The sequence below is a fragment of the Streptomyces sp. NPDC051211 genome, assembly GCF_040689505.1.
Taxonomy (GTDB): Bacteria; Actinomycetota; Actinomycetes; order Streptomycetales; family Streptomycetaceae; genus Streptomyces.
On record NZ_JBFBAV010000012.1, the window covers coordinates 96,263 to 118,789 of the forward strand.

General features: G+C 70.8%; 27 protein-coding genes and 4 pseudogenes. 17 read left to right on the plus strand and 14 right to left on the minus strand.

The window, feature by feature from the left end; all coding sequences use genetic code 11:
* Positions 1 to 116 precede the first annotated feature (116 nt).
* A complete protein-coding gene (locus AB0447_RS14835; protein WP_366477025.1) occupies positions 117 to 1,970 on the plus strand; it encodes a hypothetical protein in 1,854 nt (617 codons plus the stop codon).
* Positions 1,971 to 2,131: 161 nt separating this feature from the next.
* On the plus strand, positions 2,132 to 3,640 hold the full coding sequence (locus tag AB0447_RS14840; protein WP_366477026.1) for a DUF4246 domain-containing protein: 1,509 nt from the start codon (positions 2,132 to 2,134) through the stop codon (positions 3,638 to 3,640).
* Positions 3,641 to 3,921: 281 nt separating this feature from the next.
* Here AB0447_RS14840 and AB0447_RS14845 read toward each other — a convergent pair whose 3' ends face one another.
* Entirely contained in the window at positions 3,922 to 5,244 is a 1,323-nt protein-coding gene (locus AB0447_RS14845) for a hypothetical protein (protein ID WP_366477027.1), read from the minus strand.
* Between the two features lie 654 nt (positions 5,245 to 5,898).
* Between AB0447_RS14845 and AB0447_RS14850 the strand changes: the two genes are divergently transcribed.
* Positions 5,899 to 6,243, plus strand: coding sequence for a hypothetical protein (locus AB0447_RS14850; protein ID WP_366477028.1), 345 nt, complete (start codon positions 5,899 to 5,901; stop codon positions 6,241 to 6,243).
* Here the strand turns inward: AB0447_RS14850 and AB0447_RS14855 are convergent.
* Positions 6,134 to 6,499, minus strand: coding sequence for a hypothetical protein (locus AB0447_RS14855; protein WP_366477136.1), 366 nt, complete (start codon positions 6,497 to 6,499; stop codon positions 6,134 to 6,136). The two genes, AB0447_RS14850 and AB0447_RS14855, sit on opposite strands and share 110 nt — an antisense overlap.
* Before the next feature lie 250 nt (positions 6,500 to 6,749).
* Between AB0447_RS14855 and AB0447_RS14860 the strand changes: the two genes are divergently transcribed.
* Positions 6,750 to 7,220, plus strand: a complete 471-nt coding sequence (locus tag AB0447_RS14860) for a CBS domain-containing protein (RefSeq protein ID WP_366477029.1) — start codon at positions 6,750 to 6,752, stop codon at positions 7,218 to 7,220.
* A 140-nt stretch (positions 7,221 to 7,360) separates the two neighbouring features.
* Here the strand turns inward: AB0447_RS14860 and AB0447_RS14865 are convergent, their stop codons facing one another.
* Positions 7,361 to 8,248, minus strand: coding sequence for a universal stress protein (locus AB0447_RS14865; RefSeq protein WP_366477030.1), 888 nt, complete (start codon positions 8,246 to 8,248; stop codon positions 7,361 to 7,363).
* Between the two features lie 38 nt (positions 8,249 to 8,286).
* Here AB0447_RS14865 and AB0447_RS14870 point away from each other — a divergent pair.
* Positions 8,287 to 8,451 (plus strand): annotated as a pseudogene (locus AB0447_RS14870) (hypothetical protein); the annotation flags it as partial.
* Between the two features lie 117 nt (positions 8,452 to 8,568).
* On the opposite strand, the pseudogene AB0447_RS14875 reads toward AB0447_RS14870, so the two are convergent.
* Positions 8,569 to 8,706: pseudogene (locus AB0447_RS14875) on the minus strand (universal stress protein); the annotation flags it as partial.
* A gap of 110 nt (positions 8,707 to 8,816) precedes the next feature.
* Here AB0447_RS14875 and AB0447_RS14880 point away from each other — a divergent pair.
* Positions 8,817 to 9,161 carry a hypothetical protein gene (locus tag AB0447_RS14880; RefSeq protein ID WP_366477031.1) on the plus strand — a complete coding sequence of 115 codons (345 nt, stop codon included), beginning with the start codon at positions 8,817 to 8,819 and terminating at the stop codon, positions 9,159 to 9,161.
* Between the two features lie 100 nt (positions 9,162 to 9,261).
* On the plus strand, positions 9,262 to 9,897 hold the full coding sequence (locus tag AB0447_RS14885) for a TIGR04222 domain-containing membrane protein (RefSeq protein WP_366477032.1): 636 nt from the start codon (positions 9,262 to 9,264) through the stop codon (positions 9,895 to 9,897).
* 403 nt (positions 9,898 to 10,300) lie between these two features.
* On the opposite strand, the gene AB0447_RS14890 is transcribed toward AB0447_RS14885, so the two are convergent.
* Together AB0447_RS14890 and AB0447_RS14895 are read right to left on the minus strand one after the other, a co-directional pair.
* The gene (locus tag AB0447_RS14890) at positions 10,301 to 10,648 is read right to left on the minus strand and encodes a hypothetical protein (RefSeq protein ID WP_366477033.1); all 348 of its coding nucleotides are present in this window, start codon (positions 10,646 to 10,648) and stop codon (positions 10,301 to 10,303) included.
* Positions 10,649 to 10,754: 106 nt separating this feature from the next.
* Positions 10,755 to 10,901 (minus strand): annotated as a pseudogene (locus tag AB0447_RS14895) (LuxR C-terminal-related transcriptional regulator); the annotation flags it as partial.
* 23 nt (positions 10,902 to 10,924) lie between these two features.
* Here AB0447_RS14895 and AB0447_RS14900 point away from each other — a divergent pair.
* Positions 10,925 to 11,200, plus strand: a pseudogene (locus AB0447_RS14900) (Mu transposase C-terminal domain-containing protein); the annotation flags it as partial.
* Positions 11,201 to 11,518: 318 nt separating this feature from the next.
* Here the strand turns inward: AB0447_RS14900 and AB0447_RS14905 are convergent.
* The 3 genes from AB0447_RS14905 to AB0447_RS14915 are packed head-to-tail and all read right to left on the minus strand — an operon-like array spanning position 11,519 to position 13,187.
* The gene (locus AB0447_RS14905) at positions 11,519 to 11,875 is read right to left on the minus strand and encodes a hypothetical protein (protein WP_366477034.1); all 357 of its coding nucleotides are present in this window, start codon (positions 11,873 to 11,875) and stop codon (positions 11,519 to 11,521) included.
* The gene (locus AB0447_RS14910; protein ID WP_366477035.1) at positions 11,872 to 12,552 is read right to left on the minus strand and encodes a hypothetical protein; all 681 of its coding nucleotides are present in this window, start codon (positions 12,550 to 12,552) and stop codon (positions 11,872 to 11,874) included. Before AB0447_RS14910 ends, AB0447_RS14905 begins: the two co-directional genes overlap by 4 nt.
* Positions 12,543 to 13,187, minus strand: a complete 645-nt coding sequence (locus AB0447_RS14915) for a sigma-70 family RNA polymerase sigma factor (RefSeq protein WP_366477036.1) — start codon at positions 13,185 to 13,187, stop codon at positions 12,543 to 12,545. The genes AB0447_RS14910 and AB0447_RS14915 overlap by 10 nt, the downstream gene beginning before the upstream one ends.
* A gap of 166 nt (positions 13,188 to 13,353) precedes the next feature.
* Between AB0447_RS14915 and AB0447_RS14920 the strand changes: the two genes are divergently transcribed.
* From AB0447_RS14920 to amaP, 5 genes are all read left to right on the plus strand, one after another.
* Positions 13,354 to 13,839, plus strand: coding sequence for an Asp23/Gls24 family envelope stress response protein (locus AB0447_RS14920; RefSeq protein WP_366477037.1), 486 nt, complete (start codon positions 13,354 to 13,356; stop codon positions 13,837 to 13,839).
* Positions 13,840 to 13,907: 68 nt separating this feature from the next.
* A complete protein-coding gene (locus AB0447_RS14925; RefSeq protein WP_366477038.1) occupies positions 13,908 to 14,087 on the plus strand; it encodes a DUF2273 domain-containing protein in 180 nt (59 codons plus the stop codon).
* Complete coding sequence (locus AB0447_RS14930; protein WP_366477039.1) at positions 14,084 to 14,488, plus strand: Asp23/Gls24 family envelope stress response protein; 405 nt, start codon at positions 14,084 to 14,086, stop codon at positions 14,486 to 14,488. The genes AB0447_RS14925 and AB0447_RS14930 overlap by 4 nt, the downstream gene beginning before the upstream one ends.
* A gap of 42 nt (positions 14,489 to 14,530) precedes the next feature.
* Entirely contained in the window at positions 14,531 to 15,220 is a 690-nt protein-coding gene (locus AB0447_RS14935) for a DUF6286 domain-containing protein (protein WP_366477040.1), read from the plus strand.
* 49 nt (positions 15,221 to 15,269) lie between these two features.
* Complete coding sequence (gene amaP / locus AB0447_RS14940; RefSeq protein ID WP_366477041.1) at positions 15,270 to 15,872, plus strand: alkaline shock response membrane anchor protein AmaP; 603 nt, start codon at positions 15,270 to 15,272, stop codon at positions 15,870 to 15,872.
* A 653-nt stretch (positions 15,873 to 16,525) separates the two neighbouring features.
* Here amaP and AB0447_RS14945 read toward each other — a convergent pair.
* The 4 genes from AB0447_RS14945 to AB0447_RS14960 all read right to left on the minus strand — a co-directional run bounded on the left by AB0447_RS14945 (position 16,526) and on the right by AB0447_RS14960 (position 19,406).
* Positions 16,526 to 16,936, minus strand: coding sequence for an ATP-binding protein (locus AB0447_RS14945; RefSeq protein WP_366477042.1), 411 nt, complete (start codon positions 16,934 to 16,936; stop codon positions 16,526 to 16,528).
* A gap of 638 nt (positions 16,937 to 17,574) precedes the next feature.
* A complete protein-coding gene (locus AB0447_RS14950; protein ID WP_366477043.1) occupies positions 17,575 to 18,453 on the minus strand; it encodes a helix-turn-helix transcriptional regulator in 879 nt (292 codons plus the stop codon).
* Positions 18,454 to 18,711: 258 nt separating this feature from the next.
* A complete protein-coding gene (locus AB0447_RS14955) occupies positions 18,712 to 18,861 on the minus strand; it encodes a hypothetical protein (protein ID WP_366477044.1) in 150 nt (49 codons plus the stop codon).
* Between the two features lie 269 nt (positions 18,862 to 19,130).
* Positions 19,131 to 19,406: an isoamylase early set domain-containing protein gene (locus tag AB0447_RS14960; protein WP_366477045.1), complete on the minus strand. Its 276-nt coding sequence runs from the start codon at positions 19,404 to 19,406 to the stop codon at positions 19,131 to 19,133.
* 143 nt (positions 19,407 to 19,549) lie between these two features.
* Between AB0447_RS14960 and AB0447_RS14965 the strand changes: the two genes are divergently transcribed.
* The 3 genes from AB0447_RS14965 to AB0447_RS14975 all read left to right on the plus strand — a co-directional run bounded on the left by AB0447_RS14965 (position 19,550) and on the right by AB0447_RS14975 (position 21,601).
* Positions 19,550 to 20,227 (plus strand): IS5 family transposase, encoded by a 678-nt coding sequence (locus AB0447_RS14965; protein ID WP_366477046.1) that lies wholly within the window; start codon positions 19,550 to 19,552, stop codon positions 20,225 to 20,227.
* Between the two features lie 267 nt (positions 20,228 to 20,494).
* Complete coding sequence (locus AB0447_RS14970; RefSeq protein ID WP_366477047.1) at positions 20,495 to 20,779, plus strand: chaplin; 285 nt, start codon at positions 20,495 to 20,497, stop codon at positions 20,777 to 20,779.
* Between the two features lie 597 nt (positions 20,780 to 21,376).
* Positions 21,377 to 21,601, plus strand: a complete 225-nt coding sequence (locus tag AB0447_RS14975; protein ID WP_366477048.1) for a hypothetical protein — start codon at positions 21,377 to 21,379, stop codon at positions 21,599 to 21,601.
* 22 nt (positions 21,602 to 21,623) lie between these two features.
* Here the strand turns inward: AB0447_RS14975 and AB0447_RS14980 are convergent, their stop codons facing one another.
* Positions 21,624 to 21,974, minus strand: coding sequence for a DUF5753 domain-containing protein (locus tag AB0447_RS14980; protein ID WP_366477049.1), 351 nt, complete (start codon positions 21,972 to 21,974; stop codon positions 21,624 to 21,626).
* Between AB0447_RS14980 and AB0447_RS14985 the strand changes: the two genes are divergently transcribed.
* A complete protein-coding gene (locus AB0447_RS14985; RefSeq protein ID WP_366477050.1) occupies positions 21,964 to 22,350 on the plus strand; it encodes a DUF1206 domain-containing protein in 387 nt (128 codons plus the stop codon). The genes AB0447_RS14980 and AB0447_RS14985 overlap by 11 nt on opposite strands.
* The last annotated feature ends 177 nt before the right edge of the window (positions 22,351 to 22,527 follow it).

A 22,527-nucleotide genomic window follows, 5' to 3' on the forward strand; every position in this document is an offset into this window, starting at 1 on the left:
CTGTCCGTGTGAGACCACCTCAGGAACTCGACACCGTCGACTGGACGTCGTGCTGTCACGCCTACGGTGCTGCCACCGACGTACCGGAGTCGATACGGGCTTTGTACGCAGGTGACGTGGACCGAGCCGAGCGGGCCGTGCGCCTCCTCTTCAACAAGGTGCTCAACCGGGACTCGGTGTATCCGGCGACCGTGGCGGCCGTGCCGTTCCTCGCGCACGCCGCCGTGCACGCCGTCCACGAGCGGGCGAGTGTGCTGGCCTTCCTGGCGGGCGCGGGAGGCCGTGGCCCGGAGCCGCAAGCCGGCATCGAGGAAGAGGGGTATGCGCAGGTCTCGGCCGAGGTATCGGGCCTGCTACACCTCCTCGCAGACGACGACCCGAAGGTCCGCCTCGGCGCGGTACGCGTCGCACGCTGCGCGACCGGGCAGAGCTTCCCCGCGGCACTGCGCGAGCTGACCGCCCGCTACGAGGCCGACCCGGTCGCCGAGGTCCGCATGGACGCGCTGGCTGTTCTCACCCGGCTCGACCCCGACCCGCAGTCGGCGGGCCGGCGCCTGCACGACGCCCTCACGGACCCTCTCCCCGCCGTCCGCGCTGCGGCCTCCCTCGCACTGCTGGAAAGGACGCACGCGCCCTACCCGCCGGACCTCGTCGCGGTCCTGGCCGAGGCCATCGCGACGGCCGACAGCGACCTCACCGTCGACCAGGCGGCGCCCCGCCACTTGGCGGAGCGTCACCAGCGCCTGCTCCGCCAACGGTCCCCTTTCACGCCACGGCTCTTCCCCGGGATCGGAGACACCGACTCCCGCCTCACCGACATCGCCGAGCAGGACGCGTACGCCGCCGCCGCAGTGGCGGGCGGCTTCGTCGCGCGAGGCGATGTCGACGGCCGGGGCTCACGCCGCGCCCATGAGCTCTCCGTCACCTGGCGCGACCGTGAGAACGACACCCTCGCCCTGCTCACCGCGGCCCTGCCGCACGAGCACACGCCCTTCGACCGGTCCCACCTGCTGTACTCCATCGCTTGCTGGACACCCTTCGCCACCCGGCCGCAGCCAGGTCTCGCAGACCATCTCCTCCGGCAGCGACTCTGCGACAACTCCGAGATGGCCAACCGCGCCCAGCTCTCCCTCGGCCGCCTCGGCGACGAACGCCTCCTCACCGCCGTGCCCAACCCGTACGCCGAAGCGGTGGCCGCACTCGCGGCCCGCACCCGCCACCGCGACCACCAGCGCCTCGCCCTCCAGCGGCCGGCGTACCTGGGCTTCGACGACTTCCTCGCCACCCTGGCACTGGACGACGTCCACGCTCTCCTCCCTGACCTCAAGGCCGTACTGCACCGGATGAACCCCGCCGAGCCGGACCGCCCCGAACTGGAGCTCGCCCGCCTGTTCGGCGACTGGGGCGTCCAGGACCCTGAGGTGCTCGGCCTGCTCGACGAAGCCGCCCGCAGCGGCCACGACGAGCTCGCCGCGACCGCAGCCGTATCCGCCGCCCGCCTCGGCGCCGACCCCGAACCGGCCCTGCGCGTGCTGAAGCAGGCCATGGCCGCGGACGATGCCACGTACCACTGCATCGAGGAGGCGGGGCGTCTCGGCCCCGCCGCGGCACCGCTGCTGCCGCTCATCGAGCCGTACCACGGCCACTGGGACGAGTGGGCGCGGCTGCGCGCGGCCGAAGCCGACTGGCGCATCACCCGGGACCCCGCCCGAGCCGTTGCCGCGCTCACCGGACTCATCGAGCTTCCCGCCCACGTGACCAGCGGGTACGCGTACACGACGAGCGTCCGCGCCGTGGAGGTGCTCGCGCGTATCGGCACGACGCCCGACGCCCTGCGCCGGCGCGTCGAGCACTGGGCCACCTCGCCCCGCCGCGTCATCAGACCCGACGACTTCTTCGAACCTGTCCATGAGCAGCGCTGCCTCGACGAAGACCTACGCGAGGCCGCCCTCCACCTGCTACTGCGGTGACGTGACCCTCCCTGCGCACCAACTGAGGTGACCGGCTCGGGGTCGATCACCAGCAGTTGCAGCAGTTCACGACCTGCTCGACTTGGGCCTCCGCAGCTGCGGTGTCAGTGGGCCGGGCTATCCTTCCCGACACCGCACACCGACCGTGAGGATCACCAGAAGTGACCGGCCTGTCCGCCTTCCCGCTGCCCTTCCAGACCTCCCGTTCCCAGGCGTTCGCGGCGCCCCGGACACTGGGGGAACTGCAGATGATGCAGTGCAGCTCGCACCTGCGCGCCAAGCCCGCTTGGTTCGACAAGATGAACGACGCCGACATCGTCGCCAGGTGGACGCAGGAAGCGGTGGCGCAGGGCCTGACCGAAGCGCAGGTGCGCTACGTGCTCGCCGAGCTGGAGCACTACGCCGTGCTCCGGGACGCGCGGACCGGCATCGAGGTGTCCGCGGTCGACGGGGTCTGGCAGTCGGACACCCTCGTCGACGAGCAGCTCGGGTCCCGGTTGCGGGAGGCGGTCCGGGTCCTGGAAGAGGTCCCCGAAGCGGAGCGGGACTGGCATCCCGGATCCGAGGGCCAGGTGTTGGATCTCGTGCACCCCTCGCTGTTCTGCCTGGTGCGGGAGGTGAGCGGAGGGCCGGAGCGGGCCTGGCAGAACCCGACGAACCACTACGCGAAGTACGAGTTCTCGGAGAGGTTCCAGTGGCTGCCCACGGACCTCGACGTCAGTGACGACGGCGCCGTCGCCTTCCGCTCGTACGTCAACAACGTCCACCCCGAGGTGCATCGCGCACTGGCCTCCGTCCTCCCGGACGTGTTCGCGCGCCTGCGCCCGCTGTTCGAGAACGTGCTCACCGATCTGCGGCACCCGCGGCCCCTGCGGATCGAGGCCGATCCCTACGGCTGGTACGACTCGGAACCGGAGTATCCGCGCCAGTCGTCCTACAGTGACAACGCGACCTACATGGATGCCCGCGCTGCCTGGGAAGAGGCCCATGAGGCCTGGTGGGAGAACCGCAGCCCGATCGTCCCGGACGCTCCGGCCTTCAGCCCGCCCGCACTGCCCGACGCATCCGCCCGTGCTGACCTGCGCGGCCGCCGACTCCAGGTCATCGTCAAGCTCGCCACCGTCCACCTCACCCCGGACAAGCCCGCGTACCCCGGCGGTTCGTGGCACGTCGAGGGCATGCTGAACGAACGGATCGTCTCGACCGGCATCTACTACTGGGACAGCGAGAACATCACCGAAAGCCGGCTGGGATTCCGGGCCGCACTCGACGACCCGCATTACGAACAGAACGACGACGCCGGGCTGCGCGAGGTCTACGGCCTTGAGGACGAAGACGCGCTGAACCAGGTGCTGGGCTCGGTACCGACGCCTGCGGGCCGCTGCCTGGCGTTCCCCAACGTCCTGCAGCACCGCGTGGACGCGTTCCGCCTCGCGGACCCCACCCGCCCGGGACACCGCAAAATCCTCGCGTTCTTCCTGGTCGATCCGGCAGAGCAGATCGTCTCGACCTCCGACGTGCCGCCGCAGCAGCCCTGGTCCGACACCTCGACCATGACGCTCGAGCAGGCCAAGACATACCGCGAAGAACTCATGAAGGAAAGGAAGTTCTTCGTCGACGAACACAACGAGCAGCTCTACGAACGGGAGTTCTCCCTCTGTGAGCACTGAACCGCCGGTGCGGGGACCCGGTCAGGGGCTGTCGTCGGTCAGTGAACCGAGTAGTCGTCATGCTCGTGACGGCGCGGCCCAAGTCGCACCGTCCTCCGAAAGCTGGGTGACATCGGCCCTGGGATGTCCGTAGAAGTCTCGACGGCCTACGTCCCCCTCCAGACGTAGTCGTCACGGAAGCGCGGTCAGAACCGGGGAACCCGCAGGCGTGCTCATGCGGTGACGCGGCGGCCGCATGGTTCGAGCTGGACTTCCTGGGCGGGGTGGAGCGGCGACGGTGATCAGGAAGCGGTGTCGGCGAGGATCGCACGCCGGGCGTCGATCGCGGCAGCGAGCAGGCGCTCGTCCAGCATCGTCTCGCCGTCCCGTGTGGAGTCGTTGACCGGTATACGGGTACGCCGGTCGATCAGCGCCGTCACCGACGGCAGCGCGGGCATCGCGTGCCGGCCCATTCGTGCCAGGCCTTCCGAGTAGTACTCGCCCATCACGTAGTCACCGAGGTGCGGTGTCATGAGAGCGAGAATGCGGGGCAGAGCTGTGGGGCCGGCGTGCCGCAGCCATAGTGGAGCGCATACCGCCTGCATGCGTCCAGGCCGTTCGAAGGTGAGGTTGTACAGCTGGGCCGCCTGCCGGAAGGTCAGCGGACCCGCGTCCAGCAGGGCCCCGAAGATCTCGGGGGCATGGTGAAGTCGCCCGATGTCCACGGGCTTGGCTTGAAGGACCGCGGCGGCGGTGGTGCTGTCGTACGACGGCGTCGGACTGCCGGAAGGCCGACGGGCTTTGGGGTACTGAGTGAAGGGGACTGCGGCGACCAGTGCGCCGTGTATGTGCATCGCAGCCTCCGAGATGGAGGCGGTGGTGAGGGCTTTGGCCATGGCGGGGCTGATTCCTCGTTCGCAGTGACGGACGAGCAGGGGCAGGAGTTCGACCGGGGCCGCCCGCCAGTCATGACAGGCCTCCCGGGCCAATCCGGCGCCGATGTCCCGGGTGGCGGGATCGCCGAGGAGTCGCACCGCCAGGGCGTAGACGTGACGCTCGCGTCCCAGCCCGTACAGGACCCGACCCCAGCGCCACCCGACGCCGTCCAGGTGGCTCGCGGCCTCCCGGGCATCGGCGAGCAGCGCCCTGTCGAGCGGCGGCCACTGCTGCGGAGGGGCGACGCTCAGGGTCTCCAGTCGGGCAAGGAAGCGGACGGAGGCCAAGGGGTCGTCTTGTAGGTGCGCGACGGCGCCCCGGAGCCAATCGGCGAGGGCAGTGCGCACCACGGGCTCGGTGAGTTCACCGAGAGCCCTGAGCGCGACATCGCGGCTTCCGGCGTGCACGACGAGATACGCGGCCCGGCGCCGTACCTCTTCATCAGGGTCGGTGAGTCGAGCGAGCGCGGCCTCGGCGGCTTCAGGCCAAGGACGCCTTCCCCCGGCGGATGACAGGAGGTCCATGACCTCACGACGTACGAACGCGTCGTCGGCCCGGGAAAGCTGAAGCAGCCGGACGGGTACGGGGCCGGTGCGGTCGGCGCGTATCGAGTCTATGACCGCGATGCGGGCAGGGTGGGCGGCAGTCGTGGCGTGTCCCGCGGACACGGCCTCGTCCAGCCACTTCATCGGACGGGGCGGTGGCCGCCCTTCCGTGCAGAGAATTCGGTCATGCGGCTGATCATGGCACGCGCAGCAACCGCTGGGCCACGGCATTTGTCCTCTGAGGCAGGGACACTCGCATGCTGTGCGTGCTGAGCGTCCACCAGCAGCCTCTGATCTGAGTGCTGTAGTTGGCCGGCTTGGCCAACTACAGCACTCAGTCACACGTCTGGTGGCACAGCGCGGTGACGGCGGGGCCGCTGACGCCGTGCGCCGCGCGGCACAGCTCTGCCATGTCCGCGGCGCCCGCCCCGGCCGCAGGCCGGACCGGGGGGTGCGGCGTGGGCGTGCGGGTGCTCGGCCGCACCCTTTTGCCTTCGCCTTGGACTTCGCGGTGCGGGTACTCGGGCAGGTCCTGGACCGGCCGTCCGGCGAGGCGCAGGCCTCCGGGGCGGCGGAGGCGGGATCGGGCAAGCGGGTGGGCGGCAGCGCGGTCCCGGTATCGAGCCGCGCGGGCTGGGGCGCGGCCGGCTGTGCCGCCGGATCCCCTCTGCGCCGCCCCCGGCCAGGAGAGCGCGGCCGGGGCGGTAAGGGCGCGTTCTTCGGACGAATCTCTCGCGATACGACGCGAAGTGGCGGACCATCAGCCAGTAGGGCATGTCATGACAGGGGAGGGCCGGTATGTCGCAGGGGTGGAAGATCACGGTCATCGTGCTGGCGGCAGCTGGAGTCCTCTCCACACCGTTGATATGGCTGCTGGACAGCCCCGACGCGGGGCAACTGGCCGGGGCCTCCGTCCAGGCGGCCGTCGGCATCGCGGCCCTGGTCTGGGCGCTGTTCCAGACTCCGGGAAGCCGCACGGACGACGTGGCCGTCCGGACCGGAAGAGCGCGGGCCGGCGGCGGGGGTCATGCAGTCACCGGGGTGAGGCGTCCGGCGGGTCGGGGCGGCGGATCCCGCGCGCGGCTGCCAGGTCCTCCTCCCACGCGACGTCGTAGTGCGACCAGATCATGCCCAGCTTTTTGAGCTGCTTGACGCGCTCGGCGTCCATGTCGCCGCGGGCGTAGAAGCGGCGGTCGTGGCGATCCACTGCCCCAGCGGAAAGGCCGCGAGCGAGGCTCCTGGCCTGCGCGGCCTTGTAGGAGCTCGGGGCCTGCTGCTCTGCGAGCTGCTCCACCACCCGGGTGTCGTGCGCCCTGAGCGCCTCCAGCAGCTTCGCCAGCCCGCCGAACGCCCGGGACGTGAGCAGGTTGTCCGCCGTCTCGCCCGGCCCAAGCAGCACCGGCGGGCCCGTACCCGTACCGTGGAGGTGTGAAGGTGCTACGAGTGCGCGGGGTGCGCGGACGCTGGCACGTGGACGTATGCCTCCCGCGCAGGCGGCGGTGAAGGGCGAGAGGGCGCGGGGAGCCCGCCTTGCTGCGTCGAGGGCCTGGTGATCAAGGGCGAGTCGTGGTGAGACGTCGACCTCGGCGAGCGCGGCCATCGCTTCCGAGTGCCGCCTCGTCCGTGGCCCGAGGGATGAGGAGGCGGCCGTGCGTGCCCGTGACCTGGCCGAGCCGTACCCGTTCGTCACGACGGACGACGACGCCTTGACTGCGGCGCGGATGCTCGCGCAGAAGTCGTTGCCGGCCCTGCTCGTGCTCGACGCGGACGGCCAGCCGTACGCGATCGTGCCCGGCTCCCAGGTGCTGCGACAGGCGCTGCCCGAGTATCTGGTCGACGACCCCTTGCTGGCTCCCGCACTCCGCGGCCGGGCGGATGCGGAGATCGCCGAACGGCTGGAAGGGCTCACCGTCGCCGAGTGGCTCCCACGCCGCCTGTATCCGCCGCCCTACGTCGGTCCGGACGCCCTGCCCATGGAGGTCGCCGCGCTCATGGCCCGCACGCACAGTCCGCTGATCGCGGTGATCGAGCGCGAAGCCGACAAGGTACAGCTGCTGGGCACCGTGACCGCGGCCCGCCTGATGAACTGCTTCCTTCCCGGGTCCGCCTCTGCCACCTGACCCGTCCTCGCGGACCAAGATGCTGCCTCATCCGGATGGAACTCTCCCCCTTGCCGGGGATCACCCCACACGTGGTTCACGGGGCAAGCCTCCGCCCTCCATGGCTGAGTTTCTGTCCTGCGGCCCGGTGCGGATGGGCGTCACAGGCCCGAGCGCACCACGCTGACGGGGCAGTTGGCGTGGTGCAGGACGGCCTGACTGACCGAGCCCAGCAGCAGTCCGGCGAATCCGCCACGTCCGCGCGCGCCCACCACGATCAGCTGGGCGCCGTCGCTCGCCTCGATCAGCGTCGGCCGGACCCCACCCCGAAGGACCCGGGGGCGTACGGTCACCTCCGGGTACCGCTGGCGGTGCTCGGACAGCGTCTGGGCCAGCAGCCGCTCCCGCGCCGCCTGTAGCTGGTCCACGTCTGCGATCAGGTCCGCCAGCTCCACGGGATGGCCCGGGCCGCTCTCGCCGTGATCGCTCCACGTGCTCCAGACGTGCAGGGCCACCAGTTCACTGCCCCGAAGCGATGCCTCGGCGAACGCGAACGCGATCGCGCCCCGACCCTGGGGGGAGCCGTCCACCGCCACCAGCACAGGCCCCTCGGGCTCACTCCGGCCGCGTACGACCATCACCGGGCAGTGGCCGTGTGCGGCAAGGTGGACGGCCGTCGACCCCAGGAGAAGCCCGCTGATGCCCCCCGAGCCGCGGTGGCCCACCACTACAAGCTGCGCGGTCCGTGATTCCGCTTCCAGGGCCGCCACCGCCTCACCGGGTATCACCGCACTGGTGGCCCGCACTCCCGGGGCCGCGGACCGGGCCCGGGCGACGGCCTCGTGGAGCAGCTGCTCGACCAACTCCCGCACGCCGCCGGCGGGCGGCCCGAGAGGTGAGGTGTCGGGCGGGACGTGCAGGGCGGGCCAGAGGAAGGCGTGGACCACATGCAGCTCGGCGCCTCTGAGCAGCGCCGCCCGGGCAGCGGCGTCCACGGCGGCCATGGCGGAGGGCGAGCCGTCCACCCCGACCACGATCGGACCGGACATCGCCCCGCCTCCTCACCCACAAGCCCCTCTGCCGGGGGCTGGGCACGCCGTGCCTCTTCCCAGCTTCTCCCGCGCGCCACCCCCGCGCCACCAGCAGCAGCCGCGCAAGGCACCGCCCTCCAGGTCACAGCAGCAACAAGCCGTTCGGACGCCGGGGAGAGGTCTTCGGCGACGACACCGTCGCCGCCGCGATGATCGACCGCCTGGTCCACCACGCCGAAGTGATCTCCCTCAGGGGCGACAGCTACCGCATGCGCGGCCGCGACCTCGGCGCACTGCTGGGATACGGAGCCCAGCAGGAGGCTGGCGAAGCCGCCCCGGCCCCTGATGCCCACGACCAGCAGCTCGGCGCCCTCAGACGCCGCTGTCAGCACTCGGGCCGGGTTGCCCCGAACCACGTGCTCTTCCAAAGGCACTTCACCCGTCTGGACGAGCACGGTCCGAATCTCGTCGGACACAGCCTGTCTGGCTTGCTTCTCATCGAATGATCAAAGCAAGGCAACCTTCATGAACACCAGCACCAGCGCGCCGGGCGCGCCTCTGCGCCTTACTCTTCACTCTTCCCGAGATGCTCGTGACCGCCTGCGCCACAGCCCTCACCGCCGTCCGCAGCGCCCCTCTCACGGTCACACCGGCCCAGACGCTGGTCCGGCTCTCCACCACTCTGGCGGCGGCGCTCGCCGCGGCCCGCCTTGCCGCCCTCGACCTCACCCCCGCCCGCCCCGCCATCCCGCATACGCCCGCCCCGTACAGCCTCGACGGCGCCGAGGCCACCCTGATCGCCTCCTGCGCCACCGCCGCCGCGTTCATCGCCCCGCCGGCGACCACCACGACCGACGTCATCCTCCTGACCGGCGGCGCTCCCCTGGCCGCCGCCGTCGCCCTCCGACTTGCCGGCTGCCGCCCCCCGTAGCTCAAGTGTTGCTCTGGGATGGCGGGAAGAGGGTTGGTCGCTGTGCTGTCAGGTGACACTGCCGACAGATGAAGTGGGCCGAAACGGGGGCGGATCCGGTATGCGGTGGGTGTTCCGGTGGATCGTAAGGGGCTCGGGCGAGACGCGGACTCTGGATGTGTATGACGTCGCGTTCCTGGCGGGCGGGGCCCGGCGGGTGGTGGACAGCGCGGTCGTCGCGCTGAACCGGCGCGGGTTGCTCGTGGTGCACGCCTCGCAGGTGCGTACTGTGGATGGGGAGCAACCCCTGCATGCGGTCGAGCGCGCTGTCGTTGCCTTCTGCGGGCGCACCAAGAGCATCGACACCGTACGCGCTGGCCTGCAACGCTCCCCGGAGGTTGAAGAGATCGGCCGTGGGCTGGCCGTATGGGGCCTGGTGGCGGGCGCGGACCGTCAGGTGACCCGTACGGGCCGGCGACACCTCCAGCAGGCCGAGCGCGACCCGAACATACCTGAGTACGTCCTGGTCGGGGCCGCCGGCCTCCTGGACGGGACGGTGCGACGCCCGGTCGGCCGCGCGCAGGCGGTCCCACCCCGTCGCGGCCCCAGTACGAGGCGCAGCGGCCAGGGCCCGACGTCGGGACGCAGGTCCCCGCGCCTGGACGTCGACTCCGGTCCACACTTCGACGGAGGCGGAGGCGGAGGCGGAGGCGGCGGAGGCGGAGGCGGCGGGGGTGGCGGCGGCGGGGGCGAGTGAGTGCTCATGGGCCAGTTCACTACGGGTCGGATCGCTCAAACCTCCCTACGTTGTTCTGCGGGACCGGGCGAGCCCTTCGTATGGTTGGCCCACCCAGCGGTGTCGGGTGTAGGGCCGGTGATGGAGTGGCACCCCGCGCGGCGGGATCCGTTGCGCGGAATTGGCCCGGGGACGTGCCGAGGTGCCCGCCTTGCAGTGATGTCCACGGCGTTCGCGCAGCGCCGAGAGAGGCGATCAGAAGAAGCACGGGCGGGCCCGTTCCGAGGGTGCCGGTTCCGTGTCAGCGCCCCTGACCCGCCAACAGGCCCACGGGCGCAGGGCGGTAGACAGGGCAGGGGCCTGGAACCGCTGTGTCGCCGTGTCACATGCTCAAGACGAGAGCGGAGTTCGGGGCTGCATTCGACTATCCCTTATTCTGGTTGTCGATGCCTGTCACGCCAGCGAAGGCGAATTTGCCGCCATATGGCTGGGCGTTGGTGAGGCTGATGTGACTGTCCCTCGTAGGGGCGTCGCTTGCGTTGCCAGCGGCCGCATCGCCGGGAATCTCGATTGTGGTGATCCCCTCGTCGGATGAGGCCTCCCCAGCGGGAGACTCCGCAGCGGAAGCATCCACTGCAGAAGTATCCACTGCGGGAGCCTCCGCATCGACTGAACTGGCCCCGCCGGGGTTGGGGTCGGCGTGAGCGGGGCCGGAAAGGGTCAGGGTGGCTCCGGTGAGGACCAGGGCGGCAAGTACGCGCTTCACGTTCATGTGCTGCCAAACGATGGACTTGGGCCGAGGATGTGCGCCGCTCGTTTGGTTCCTGGCCAGGCATAACCCCGTCCCGCTCCCGCCGGAGGCCCGGCTGCGCTGTCCGTCATCGGGACGGCGACACCAGTCCCACCTCGTAGGCGATGATGACGAGTTTGACCCGGTCGCGGACGCCGAGCTTGGAGAGAAGGCTTGCGACGTGAGTCTTGGCGGTACCCGGGCTGATGTGAAGGTGGGCCGCGAGCTCGCCGTTACGTGAAGGTGCTGTTGGACTGGGTGGCCTGGTGGAACACCGAGCACCGTCCGGCCGGCCTCACCGGCGGCCGCACGCCCGCGCAGGTCTGGGAGGCGGACCCGGCACCTGTCGAGGACGTCCCGGAGGAGCGGTTGGCGTTCTTCGCGCTGGAGGACGACGGCCGCGTCCGGAAGATCACCACGAACGGGATCTCCTGGCGGCGCCGCGCCTACATCGCGGACTGGGTGACCGGCCATGTCGGTACTAGGGTGCGGCTGCGGTACCTGCCGCATTTCGACGGGCGGATCGAGGTGTTCTCCACCGACGGCTGGGACCGTCACCTGGGCAGCGCCTATCTTGCCGAGGCCGCGACGCCGGCTCAGCGCCGGGCCCTGTCCCGGGTCCGTGACAGCAGAGCCAGAGCGCTGAAGGCTGTCGGACGCTTCCTGGCCTCACGTGCGCGAGGACGCTCAAGCCGTTCCGCAGGCCGCCCCTCCCGCCCAGAGAGCCGCCAGCCTGTTCAACCGGCGGACGGCGCCGAGGCCGACACCCCGCCAGAACGTGATCACCCTAGAACGTGGCGCTTCACCTGCGTTCTTGTACCCGTCTGCACAACGGACGTGTTCGGCTCTCGTTCACACGGTGCGGGTGACCGTGACGAGGACGGTGACCGGCGCGGGTGTCCCGCACTGGGCCAGGCAGGCGGTGACAGCGGTTTGGACGTGCTCGCGCACCTGCCGGGCGACATCCAGAACGCGGTGGTCTTCGTGCACCACGCAGCGAACTTCTACGTGCCAGCCGCCTTCCGGTGTGTGCTCGGTACGAATACCGGCCTCGGCTGGAAGGGGGGCGGCCCCCACGGCCTGCTTCGCGCGGGAGGCCGCGGCGGCCAGGCGGTCGGCGAGGCCCGGCTGGAGTGCGGCCACGCCGGGAACGGAGAGGGCTGCCCGGGCGGCGGTGTGGTGGATGTCTTGGTTGCTGGCGGAGGTCATCGCTGCCCGCTCCGCTCGGACAGCCCGCCGAGGGGCGCGTCGAAGGGGTCCAGCACGGTGTCGATCTCCAGGTCGACGTCGGTGACGGCCAGGCCCAGCGCGTGGTCTGCGGCGTGGAGGACGGCTTGGCGTACTTGGGCGGCCCGGTCGGGCAGCGGCTGGTCGAGCGTCGCAGCCAGGGTCATGGCGACGTGGACGGCAGTGCCGCTGCCGGCGGGGGTGAGGCGGCAGCTGGCGGCGCGGGCGCCGGGCACGGTGTCGGCAGCCTTGCGCAGGACTTTCGCGGCAGCGTTCTCGGCGATCCGCAGGTCCAGGGCGGGGTCGTCCAGCGGCAGCATCGCGCCGAGCCGCACCTCGGCCCGTACCGCGTTGATCACCCGGTCGGCGAGGCTGTGCCCGCTGGGCCGTTCCTTGGCACGCAGCGCGCGAGTCGCCTCATCCAGGGCCGCCAGTCCTTCGACGGCCTGCCTGCAGTAGGGGCAGCTGGCGATGTGCGGGTCTGGCGTGGCGGCCGTGTCGCGTGCCTGCTCCCAGGCGTGGCTGAGGGGGCGTCCGCAGGGCAGCAGCTCGTCGCCGGCGAGCAGTTCTGCTTCAGGCAACAGCGGGGTGCCCGCCTGGTCGGCGCTGTCGGCCGGTGGCGTGCTGCCGGGGCCGGGGTGCGGGTCGTCTAGCGCCATGGGCGCATCGCCTCCTGCAGAGCGTGTCGTGCGCGAAAGAGTCTGCCGCGCACCGTCTGTTCGCTGGTGCCGATCACGTGTGCGATCTCCTCGTAGTGCAGGCCGTGCAGTTCTCTCAGGACCCAGCAGGCCCGCTGCTCGGGGTTGAGCTCGCGAAGTGCCTGGGACAGGGCGGCCGTGGCCGCGTCCGTCTCGGCGGCGCGCGGTGGTGAGCTGCCCGCATCGCGGGCGGCGGGCTCGGGGACGGTGTCCAGGGGGAGGGCGCGGGGGCGGCGGCGCAGCGTGTTGAGGCAGCGGTTGGTGGTGATGCGGTACATCCAGGTGCCGAAAGAGGCGCTGTGGCGGAACTCCGGCAGTTGCCGCCAGGCGCTCAGAAAGGAGTCCTGGACGGCGTCCTCGGCGTCGGCCCGGTTGCCGAGCAGGTGGTGGGCGAGCGCGAGCAGTGGGCTGCTGTGACGGCGGACCAGGACGGCGAACGCGTCGTCGTCCCCCTCGGCAGCCCGTACGGCCAGCAGCCTGTCCGCCAGATCGATGGGATTGCCCCGGCCGGCCTGGGCACCGGCGCTGGGCGGCAGTGCAGGCCCCTGCGGGCGGTCCGCAGACGGCGGGGGCGGGGGTCCGATCCGGTCGCGCATCCACAGCTCGCTTCCTGCCGGGGACCGTCGTCCCGGCGTCCGCACGCACCCCTCGATTCTACGTGATGCCCGTCACACCGATGGTGTGAGGATTGCGGCTGCCGAGTGTCCAATCCTTCGACGGGCACCAAACCGGTACCCGTATGGACATCCTCGGGAGGTCCTCATGTCGGACACCATTAGCGGTCCCGCTGCAGGTGAGAGCCGGCCCGGCACCGCCGACAAGACGCTCAAGGGCCGCAGCGGCGCCGACGCGACGCCCGAGACGCGCGGGCGGACCACCATCGCCGACAGCGTGGTGGAGAAGATCGCAGGCATGGCCACCCGCGAGGTACCGGGCATCCACAGCCTCGGCGCCGGGATGGCCCGCACCTTCGGCGCCGTCCGCGACCGGGTCCCCGGCGGACACCCCAGCGTGACCCGCGGAGTAAAGGTCGAGGTGGGCGAACGCCAGACAGCCGTGGACCTCGACGTGGTCGTCGAGTACGGCGTGGCCATCGTCGACGTCGCCGCCGACGTCCGCGTCAACGTCATCACGGCCGTGGAACGCATGACCGGCCTGGAGGTCGTCGAGGTGAACATCGCCGTCGACGACGTCCACTTGCCCGACGAGGAGGACGAGCAGGAGGAGACCGAGGGCCGCGTGCAGTGACCCCGCCGCCCCCTCCCGCGGTTCGCAGCGGGGTCGCATGGGCCGATCGAGAGATTCGGGTGAGTGAGATGAGCAGAGCGACGGTGGGCCTGCTGGCAGGCATGGCCCTGGGCTTCGCCGCCTACTTCGGCGGCTTCTGGGCTTTCCTTCTCGTGGCGGTCCTGGGTGCGGTGGGCATGGTCGTCGGCAGCATCCTGGACGGCGACCTGGAGGTATCCGACTTCGTCCGGTCCCGGGAGCGGAGGTGACCACGCAACCCGCTGCCGCTTCGCCCGGCGGACTGGAGCACGCAGCCCAGCATCCCGTGCCGGCGGCCAAGCGCGGCGCCACCGTGATCCCCGACAAGGTGGTCGCCCGCATCACGGCCCGCGCCGCCCGTGAGGCACTGACCGGCCAGACGGGCGCGCCCCCCGCACGCCTGGGGCTCGCCACGCCCCGCTCGACGGTCGCGGTCAGCGGCGGATCGGCCCGGCTGGGTCTGTTCCTGGACCTGCCCTACCCGATCGACATCGCTGAAGCCTCCCGCCAGGTGCAGCGCTACGTCGGCGAGCGGGTGGCCCAGCTGACCGGCATCCGCGTCACCGAAGTCACCGTGAGCATCCGGCACCTGGTCCCCGCCGGCGGCCTGGAACGCAGACGAGTGCAATGAACCGGATCGCCTGGCACACCCCCGCCGGGAAGGAGAGCCGGCATGACACGGGACCGAGAACCCCCCGCTGAGACGGAGAGGCCCGCCACCCCCCAAGCGGCCACCTCCCTGACGGTGGCGACGCTCGCCAAAGAGCCGCCAGACGCCCCGCAGCCGCAGCACACCAGCACGCCAGGACACCGGACGCGCCCCGCGCGCCGCCTGTGGTCCGCACGCCGGATACCCGCCGCGCTGACCGCCCTCGTCATCGCGGCCGCCACCGGGATCCTGCTGTTCGACATCTCCATGGTTCGCGCCGGCCAAGAAGCTGCCGCCTGGCGCTCCCGCCTCGCGCACGAACTGGCCACTCGTCCCCTGGACGACATTTGGATGCTCACCGGCGCCGCCCTCACCGCCGCCCTCGGCCTCTGGCTGATCATCCTGGCCCTCACCCCCGGCCTGCGCCACCAACTGCCCCTCAACACCCCCGGCGGCCAGAACCCGGTGCGAGCCGTACTGGACCGCGACGCCGCCGCCCTCCTGCTGCGGGATGCCGCCATGCGCGTCCCCGGCGTCAGCCGCGCCAGGATCCGGGTACGCCGGCACCACATCAAGGCCCGCGCAGACATACGCTTCCGCGACCCGGACGAGGTCAAGACCGAACTCACCGATGTTCTGCACGAGCAACGCGACCAACTCGCCCTCACCCACCCGCCACGGATCACGCTGCGCGTACGGAAGCGCCGCGACTGACCCGCCTGGAACCGCTCGAGGTGGCGAGAAGAAGGCAGGAGACGAAGTGATGTTGAGGCAATCCGCGGCAAACCGGATCCTGCTGGCTCTGGCCGGTCTCGTCCTGCTGGGAGGCGGTCTCCTGATCCTCGCCGGCGGCCTCGATCTCTACCGGCGCCGGCACCTGACGCCACCCGACGGCTGGCCCCTGACCACCCCGCACACCGTCCTGCTCAGCGCCGCCGATCGCACCCGCTGGACCGACGAAGGCTGGTGGTGGCCCGTGGTCATCGCCGCCCTGGCCGTCATCGTCCTGCTCGCTCTGTGGTGGCTCCTCGCCCAACTGCGCCGAACACGCCCCGGCCACATGCCCATCGGAACACCCCCGACAGACGGCGTGGAACTGCGCGACCACGCCCTCAGCGACGCCATCGCCGCCGACGCCCGCCAACTGCCCGGCGTCCAGCATGCGAGGGTGCAGTTGGCCGGCCGGTCCAACCATCCCGAGGCCCGCATCACCCTCACACTCGCCCCCGACAGCGAGCCCGGCCCCGTCCTGCAGGCCCTCTGCGACGGCCCCCTGGAACGCGCCCGCCAGGCCACTGGCTGGACCCAACTCCCCACCCAGGCACGACTGCAGATCACTCGACACAAACCCCACCGCGCCGAATAGCAGACCAATCTCAACTTCTCCACACCGACGACATGGACGATTCCACCGCTCCCCGCCCGGGACTCCCCATCTGCTCCATCGAAGACTGCACCCGAATGCAGCCGATGAAACGAAAGGGCGGACCGGGGAGGGGACGGAGGGCCCGCCGCCGGGCGCGGAAGCGGGACCGTCACACGTATACCGGCGGGGCGCGAGGACAATAACCCCGGACAAGGGGGTGGGCTCGCGACGGCCGCGGGCCCACCCCTTGTCCTGCCTCGTTTCCGAATGCCGCAATCCCGGCCTCACCGCTCTGGCCGTCACCAGCGACCGGCGGCCGGCACGGGGAGCGGGCCGGGCGCAGGCCGCCAGTCAGCCGAAGCTTCGCCTGCGGTCCCCGGTCTGCTGCGGTGGGATGCTGTGCAGCCGACGAGAAGGGCACCTGCTCGTGCGCGCGTCCTCATCACAGAACCGGGCTGCGGCCTCGTCGGATTCCGCGGGTGCCACCGCCGGTGCGAGCGCGATCGCAGCGATGACCGCCGTCACCACGACGAGGATGATTCCGATACTCACGGACATGAGTCCCGCCTTTCGCCTTGACCCTTACAGCTTGTGGCTACTCAGCGTTTCCGATATCGGCCTCCGTAAACACGTTGAGTGATGTTGGGGGGCGGTCAGCGGGCCAGGATCGCGGTGATCGCCTTGCTCCAGCCGGGCTGCGGCTCCACCCTCACGCTATCGGCCAGCCGTTGGAGCATGGGCCAGCCGAAACCGCCGGTGTGGCCGGTGAGGTCGGGGGTGCGGTCCTGCGGGTGGGCGGGGCTGGGATCCGCCACGATCACCTGGATGCTGCGGCGGTCCGCCCGCAGGCTCATCGCGCTGACCCCGCCCCCATGGCGAAGGCCGTTGGTGACGAGTTCGGACACCAGTAGCAGCAGGATCTGCACGATGGCCGCGGGCGGAGGAGAGCGAAGGTCGAGAAGGAACTCAGCCGCGGCCTCCCGCGCCTGTGCGGCCCACTCGGGCCGCCAGGTGCACTCCAGCAGACGCTCGGCACGATTGACGATCATCTGTGACTGCTGCACGTTCCTTCACCCCGTCCCGAGATCCCGCGCGGTCGATTGTTCACCGCGTCTACCCCCCGGTCGCATTCCACAGCGATCAGCACCAACGGCTGCACTGATGGCCCAATGTCGGCGTGGTGGCATGCCCTGCTGTGTCCGCGCTGCGCGGTTGGCGTCGTCCCGGCGGGGGAAGAGGGATGAGTCCGAGGCCGGGGCTGGTTCGCCAAAGCCGCGCCCAGGTCGAGGGGTTGTGGGCCGCGGCCTGCCCCCCGTGCAGGCTGCCGTCCCGGCCTCCCCGGCACCGACGGCGGGCTGGGCGTGATCGTGGCGGGCCAGCCCGCCGCGCCACCCGGGGCAGTGACCTGCGACGGGGGCGATCCTTGAGGGAATGTCATGACGGCAGTGCCAGTCACCCCGCGGGCGCCGGGCCGGCGATCCCGCGGGACCGGCCGGACTTGGCCCCGCCCCGGCTCGTCCGGCAGGCGTCGATCCGTCGGTACGCGAGACGGTTTGAGCAGATCGTGCAGGCGGTCCGCGACGGCGACGACGCGGCCATCCGCGCCCTGCTGGCGATCTGGTCGCCGTCGCGGACACGTCGGCTCCGCTGTATCTGCGCGAGCGGCTGTACGCGACGCGGTGACCTGCGGCCGGTGCGGCGATCACGGCCGGCCGGGCAGCGATGCGGCGGCCGGCAGCTCGTCGGCGGCGCGGGCGATGAAGTGGCGGGTGTGCTCCGGGTTCAGGGCCTGGGCCTGGAGGTGGTCGTACATGACGCTGTAGTGCCGCACGTCGGATCGTTTCTCCAGGTAGAGGTCGCTGGTGAACCGCTCCAAATACACCGTCCCCGCCGTGGTGTCTGGGAATTGGAGGATGGAGAACTGTCCCGAGACGCCGGGGTGGGCTCCCACGTCGTAGGGGAGGACTTGCACGGTGATGTGCGGCTGTGCACCGAGGTGGTTCAGGTACTCGAGCTGTTCGCGCATGATCTCTGGGCTGCCGACCACGCGGCGCAGTGCCGCTTCGTCCAGTACCACCCATAAGCGGAAAGGCCGGGCAGGGTGGTGGGCCCGGGACTGACGGCGCAGCCGGACATCGTGGCGCACCGCGATCTGTTCGGCCGTGGCCTGAGGGATCGTTTCCTCGATGACCGCCCGGGCGTAGGCGGGTGTTTGCAGCAGGCCCGGGATCACCAGGGGCTCGTAGGAGCGGAGGGAAGCGGCTGCCGTCTCCAGGCCGATGTAGACGGCGTACGGGACCTCCCCGCAGGCGACCCACCAGCCCTGCCGGTTCGATTCCGTGGCCATCTGCATCAACGAGTCGATGACCTGCTGGTCTGTGACGTGATAGAGGCCGCACAGGTCCCGCACATCGCGCGGGCTGATGGCGCGGCGGCCGTTCTCCATGTGGCTGATCTTGGGCTGGGAGATCAACAGGTGTTCGGCCACCTGCGTACTGGTCAGGCCACGGGCCAGACGGAGCCGGCGCAGTTCCGCGCCCAGTCGGCGTCGTCTGACGGTCGGGTTTCCGCTCACCGCCACGGGCGGTCTACCTCCGGCTCGGGACTGTTGCCGGCAACGGGAGTTGCCGCGGCTGAGTCCCGCGTGAACGCATTCGCCGCGCAGTGATGATCAACGGGACCTGCTGGCGAGTGTCACGTCGCGCGAACGCAGCCGCGTGCACAGCCCGGGCACACTTCACCCAGATGCCATGACCTTCCACCTATCTGCCGGAAAAGCCCGCTTACCTGCTAAGTCCCGTGGGTGGGGACGTGGTCAGGAGTCTGGCGGCTGTGGAGGTCACGCGCGGGAGAACAGGTCGTCGGTGTCCATCCGGTGCCGGCCGACGAAAGGCAGCCCAGCGCGCCGGGGAACCTCCCGGCCCTCGGCGAGCCACTGCCGCTCGAGGGCGTCGTAGACCGGGGTGTCCGACGCGGGCCAGGACGCCACGCGCAGCCCTGCGAATCGCTGCCGTGGAGGCGAAACGGTTTGCTGCTCCATGCCCAGGTCCAACGAACCCGGTGAGCCGACGTGGCGGCGCGTGACCATTCCGTCATGAGCCGGAGTGAAGACGGCCAAGCCGCCGGGCGAGGAGCCGACGGGGTCCCGGGCGAGGTGGAGGCCGCCACACGGATTCCGGCCCGCGGGGGTGGTGGGCAGGCGGGTACGTGTCGCCACCCTCAACACCCGCGGACGGCCCCCCACGCCGGTTGGGCCGATCAGGTGTGGAGGCGGCTGTTGGGGCCGTCTTGGTCGCCGGCGCTGTCGTCGTTGAACCAGTAGTCACCGGCAGCCAGATACCGGAAGGAGTGTGTGCTTTTGCTGGGCAGCTCGACCGTGACAGCCCGCTTCCCGTCCTTGCGCGGGCGCAGGGTGTGGACGCCGGGCTTCCAGTCGTTGAAGTCGCCCACCACGCTGACCGGCCCGGGCGGGGTGTCGGCGGGAAGGATGAAGGTGACCTCGGTGCGGTCCTTGCGCAGCGTGCGCTCCAGCATGGGAATCGACTCCTGACGGCGCGGGGCGGTGGGGGTAGCGCCCATCCTCGGCACCAGACCCGCAACCCGCATTCCGGCGCCTCCGCATCGGGCGCGCAGATCACCCTCCCGCCACGATCAGTAGCCGAAATGAGACGGGCTGGATGCTTCGTGTCAGCGTGGGTGGGAGGAATCCACACCCACGCATCGAGGAGTCGCCGTCATGGGCGGTACGCAGGACAAGCGCCAGGAGCCGGGCAAGGGCCGCGAGGCGCAGGAGCACCATCGCCCCGGAGACCCCGCGTACCCTCAGCCGGGCAAGCCGTCCCGCAAGCCCGGCCGCGAGGAGAGCTCGCGCCGACGTGAGGACGACCTGCGGCGGCTTCACCACCAAGCTCCACCTGAGCGCGGATGGCCGCTGCCGCCCACTGTCCCTGGTCGTCACGCCGGGTCAGCGGGCTGATGGCACGCAGTTCAAGGCGGTTCTGGAGAAGATCCGTGTCCCGAAGATCGGGCTGGGCAGGCCCCGCAAGAAGCCCGACAGCGTCGCCGCCGACAAGGCCTACAGCAACCGCCCCTACCGCGAGTACCTGCGACGCCGGGGGATCAAGCACACCATCCCGGAGAAAACCGACAGTCAGGCCGCCCGGCTCCGCAAAGGCTCACACGGCGGCCGGCCACCCGGCTTCGATGAAGAGCGGTACAAGAAACGCAACACCGTCGAACGGGCCATCAACCGGCTCAAGCAGCACCGAGCAGTGGCCACCCGCTACGACAAGCGCCGGTACGTCTACCTCGGCACCGCAACCGCCGCAGCCCTCACCATCTGGCTCCGCACGTGATCGCCCGGACAAGTCCTAGACGGGATAGATGCCCAGCCGTGGGTGCATCGCGCGAGTTCGACGCCCTGCCCGCGCAGCCAGGCCCGCAGGGCGATGGCGGCGGGGATGCCGGCTCGGGCGGTCGCGGCCTGGGTCAGGCTGAGCGGACGTTTCTCGAGCTCACCGGTTCGGCCCAATGTCCGTGACGGGCGGGCGCCTCCGGCCGTTGTGGGGGACGTCATCCAGTGCCGTACTTTCCCGCGGCAGAGTGAGTTCAAGGAGATCTTGATGTTCCGTTTCGCCAAGGCCGTAGCCGTTACCGCCGCCACTGGTGCCGTCCTGGCAGGGGGGGCCGGCATGGCCGCCGCCGACGCCACGGCAGAGGGCGCTGCCATCGGCTCCCCGGGTGTCCTGTCCGGCAACGTCGTCCAGGTGCCCATCCACATCCCGATCAACCTCTGCGGCAACACCGTCAACATCGTCGGCCTCATCAACCCCGCCTTCGGCAACACCTGCATCAACAACGGCGGCTCGGACGGGCACCACAAGGCCGACAACCACGGCAAGAACTGACAGCACCAAGTCCTGGATCCGGCGCGCTCGTCGCGCCGGCACATCCAGCGCAGTCATCTGAACCAGCCGCAGCGCACAGCCCGGTGTAGAACGGCCTCCCCTCATCCTCCAAGGGGAGGCCGTTCTCATGACGGGGCCAGCTCCTGCAGCCAGCCAGCCAGCCAGCCGAGCCAAGCCACGGGGAGCGGGTTCCGCTCCTCCCGGTCCGCGTGCCGGACCTCGGTCGCGTGGGGCGGCCCGGTGCTACTGCCGCCAGAGCGCTCTGGTCACCGGGCCTCGCCCGCGCACGCCTTATCGGCGCGGACTGCGCCCGACCATAGCCGGGGCCGACCAGCGCTCCGCAGCACAATCACAGCGTTCGGCATCCTGTGTGAAACGCGGGGGCTAGCGTTGACGCCCGACGCTGACACCGCCCCTTCCATGAGAACCCGCCCCGCGGACCCCTCTCCCGCGTCAGCATCTGGCACCGTGCTCTCCGGCTGGCGGGGCTACCGGTGCACGCGAGCGTGCCGGTTCGCCGGCCTGTCGGTGTGGGCAGTGACTTGAGGCGGGGCGATCGGCTAGGGGATGACATGAGGGCAGTGCCAGGCTCCCCCGGTGGGCGCCGGGCCGGGCGAGGCTGCCGGACCGGCCGGCCTTGGCCCCGCCCCGGCCGGTCCGGACGGCATCGATCCGTCCGTACGCGAGACGGTCGAGCAGATCCTCCAGGCGGTCCGCGACGGCAACGACGCAGCCATCCGCACCCTGCCGGCCGACCTGGCCGCCGCCGCGGACACCGTCGCCCTGCTGTACCTGCGCGAGCGCCTGTACGCGACGCAGTGACCTGCGGCCGGTGCGGCGGCGATCACGCCCGGCCGGGCAGCGATGCGGCGCCCAGCAGCTCCTCAGCGGCGCGGGAGATGAAGCAGCGGGTGCGCTCCGGGTTCAGGGCCTGCGCCTGAAGGTGGTCGAACATGGCGCTGAAGTGCCGCACGTCGGATCGTTTCTCCAGGTAGAGATCGCTGGTGAACCGCTCCAGATGCACCGTCCCCGCCGCGAGGGCGTCTGGGAAGTCGATGATGGAGAACTGCCCCGAGACGCCCGGATGCGCTCCCGCGCTGTGCGGGAGGACCTGCACGGTGATGTGCGGCTGCGTGCCGAGGCGGTTCAGGTACTGGAGCTGTTCGCGCATGATGTTCGGGGCCGTGCTGGCCATCGTGGGCGTGGTGATCGTGGTGCGCAGCCTGATGCGTAAGTTCGAGAAGAACCTCCGTACGGACCGGATGAGCCGGACGGCGCGTCGCATCGTCGCGGCGCTGGGCATCATCGGCGGTGTGGCGTGCGGGGTGGTCGCGGTGGCGACCGGCCTGTTCGTTCTCCTGGCCGCGGTGCGCTTCGACGCCAGCGAGGCAAAGGGCTTGGACGAGACGTTGCGTTCGTTCGCCGATACGCCGGCCGGGCCGGTGCTGCTGATCGCCGCGGCGGTGGGCCTTCTGCTGTTCGGCCTCTACTCGTTCTGCGAGGCCCGCTGGCGTAAAGCCCCTGAACACGACGCCTCGGCAGAGCAGCCGATCAGCCGCGATGCCGGCTGACCGCCCTGCTCGCGCCGCCCCCGCCCGTACCCTGCCGACCGCCCAGTGCACCACGGGCCCCGGGGGATCAGCCATGACATCCCCGGGGCCCGGCTCTATGGAGGCGCGTTGTCCAATCCACAGCGCGGCCCCGGCGTCCCGCAGCGGCCGACTCAGGAACTCCGGGGGCGTCGGCCA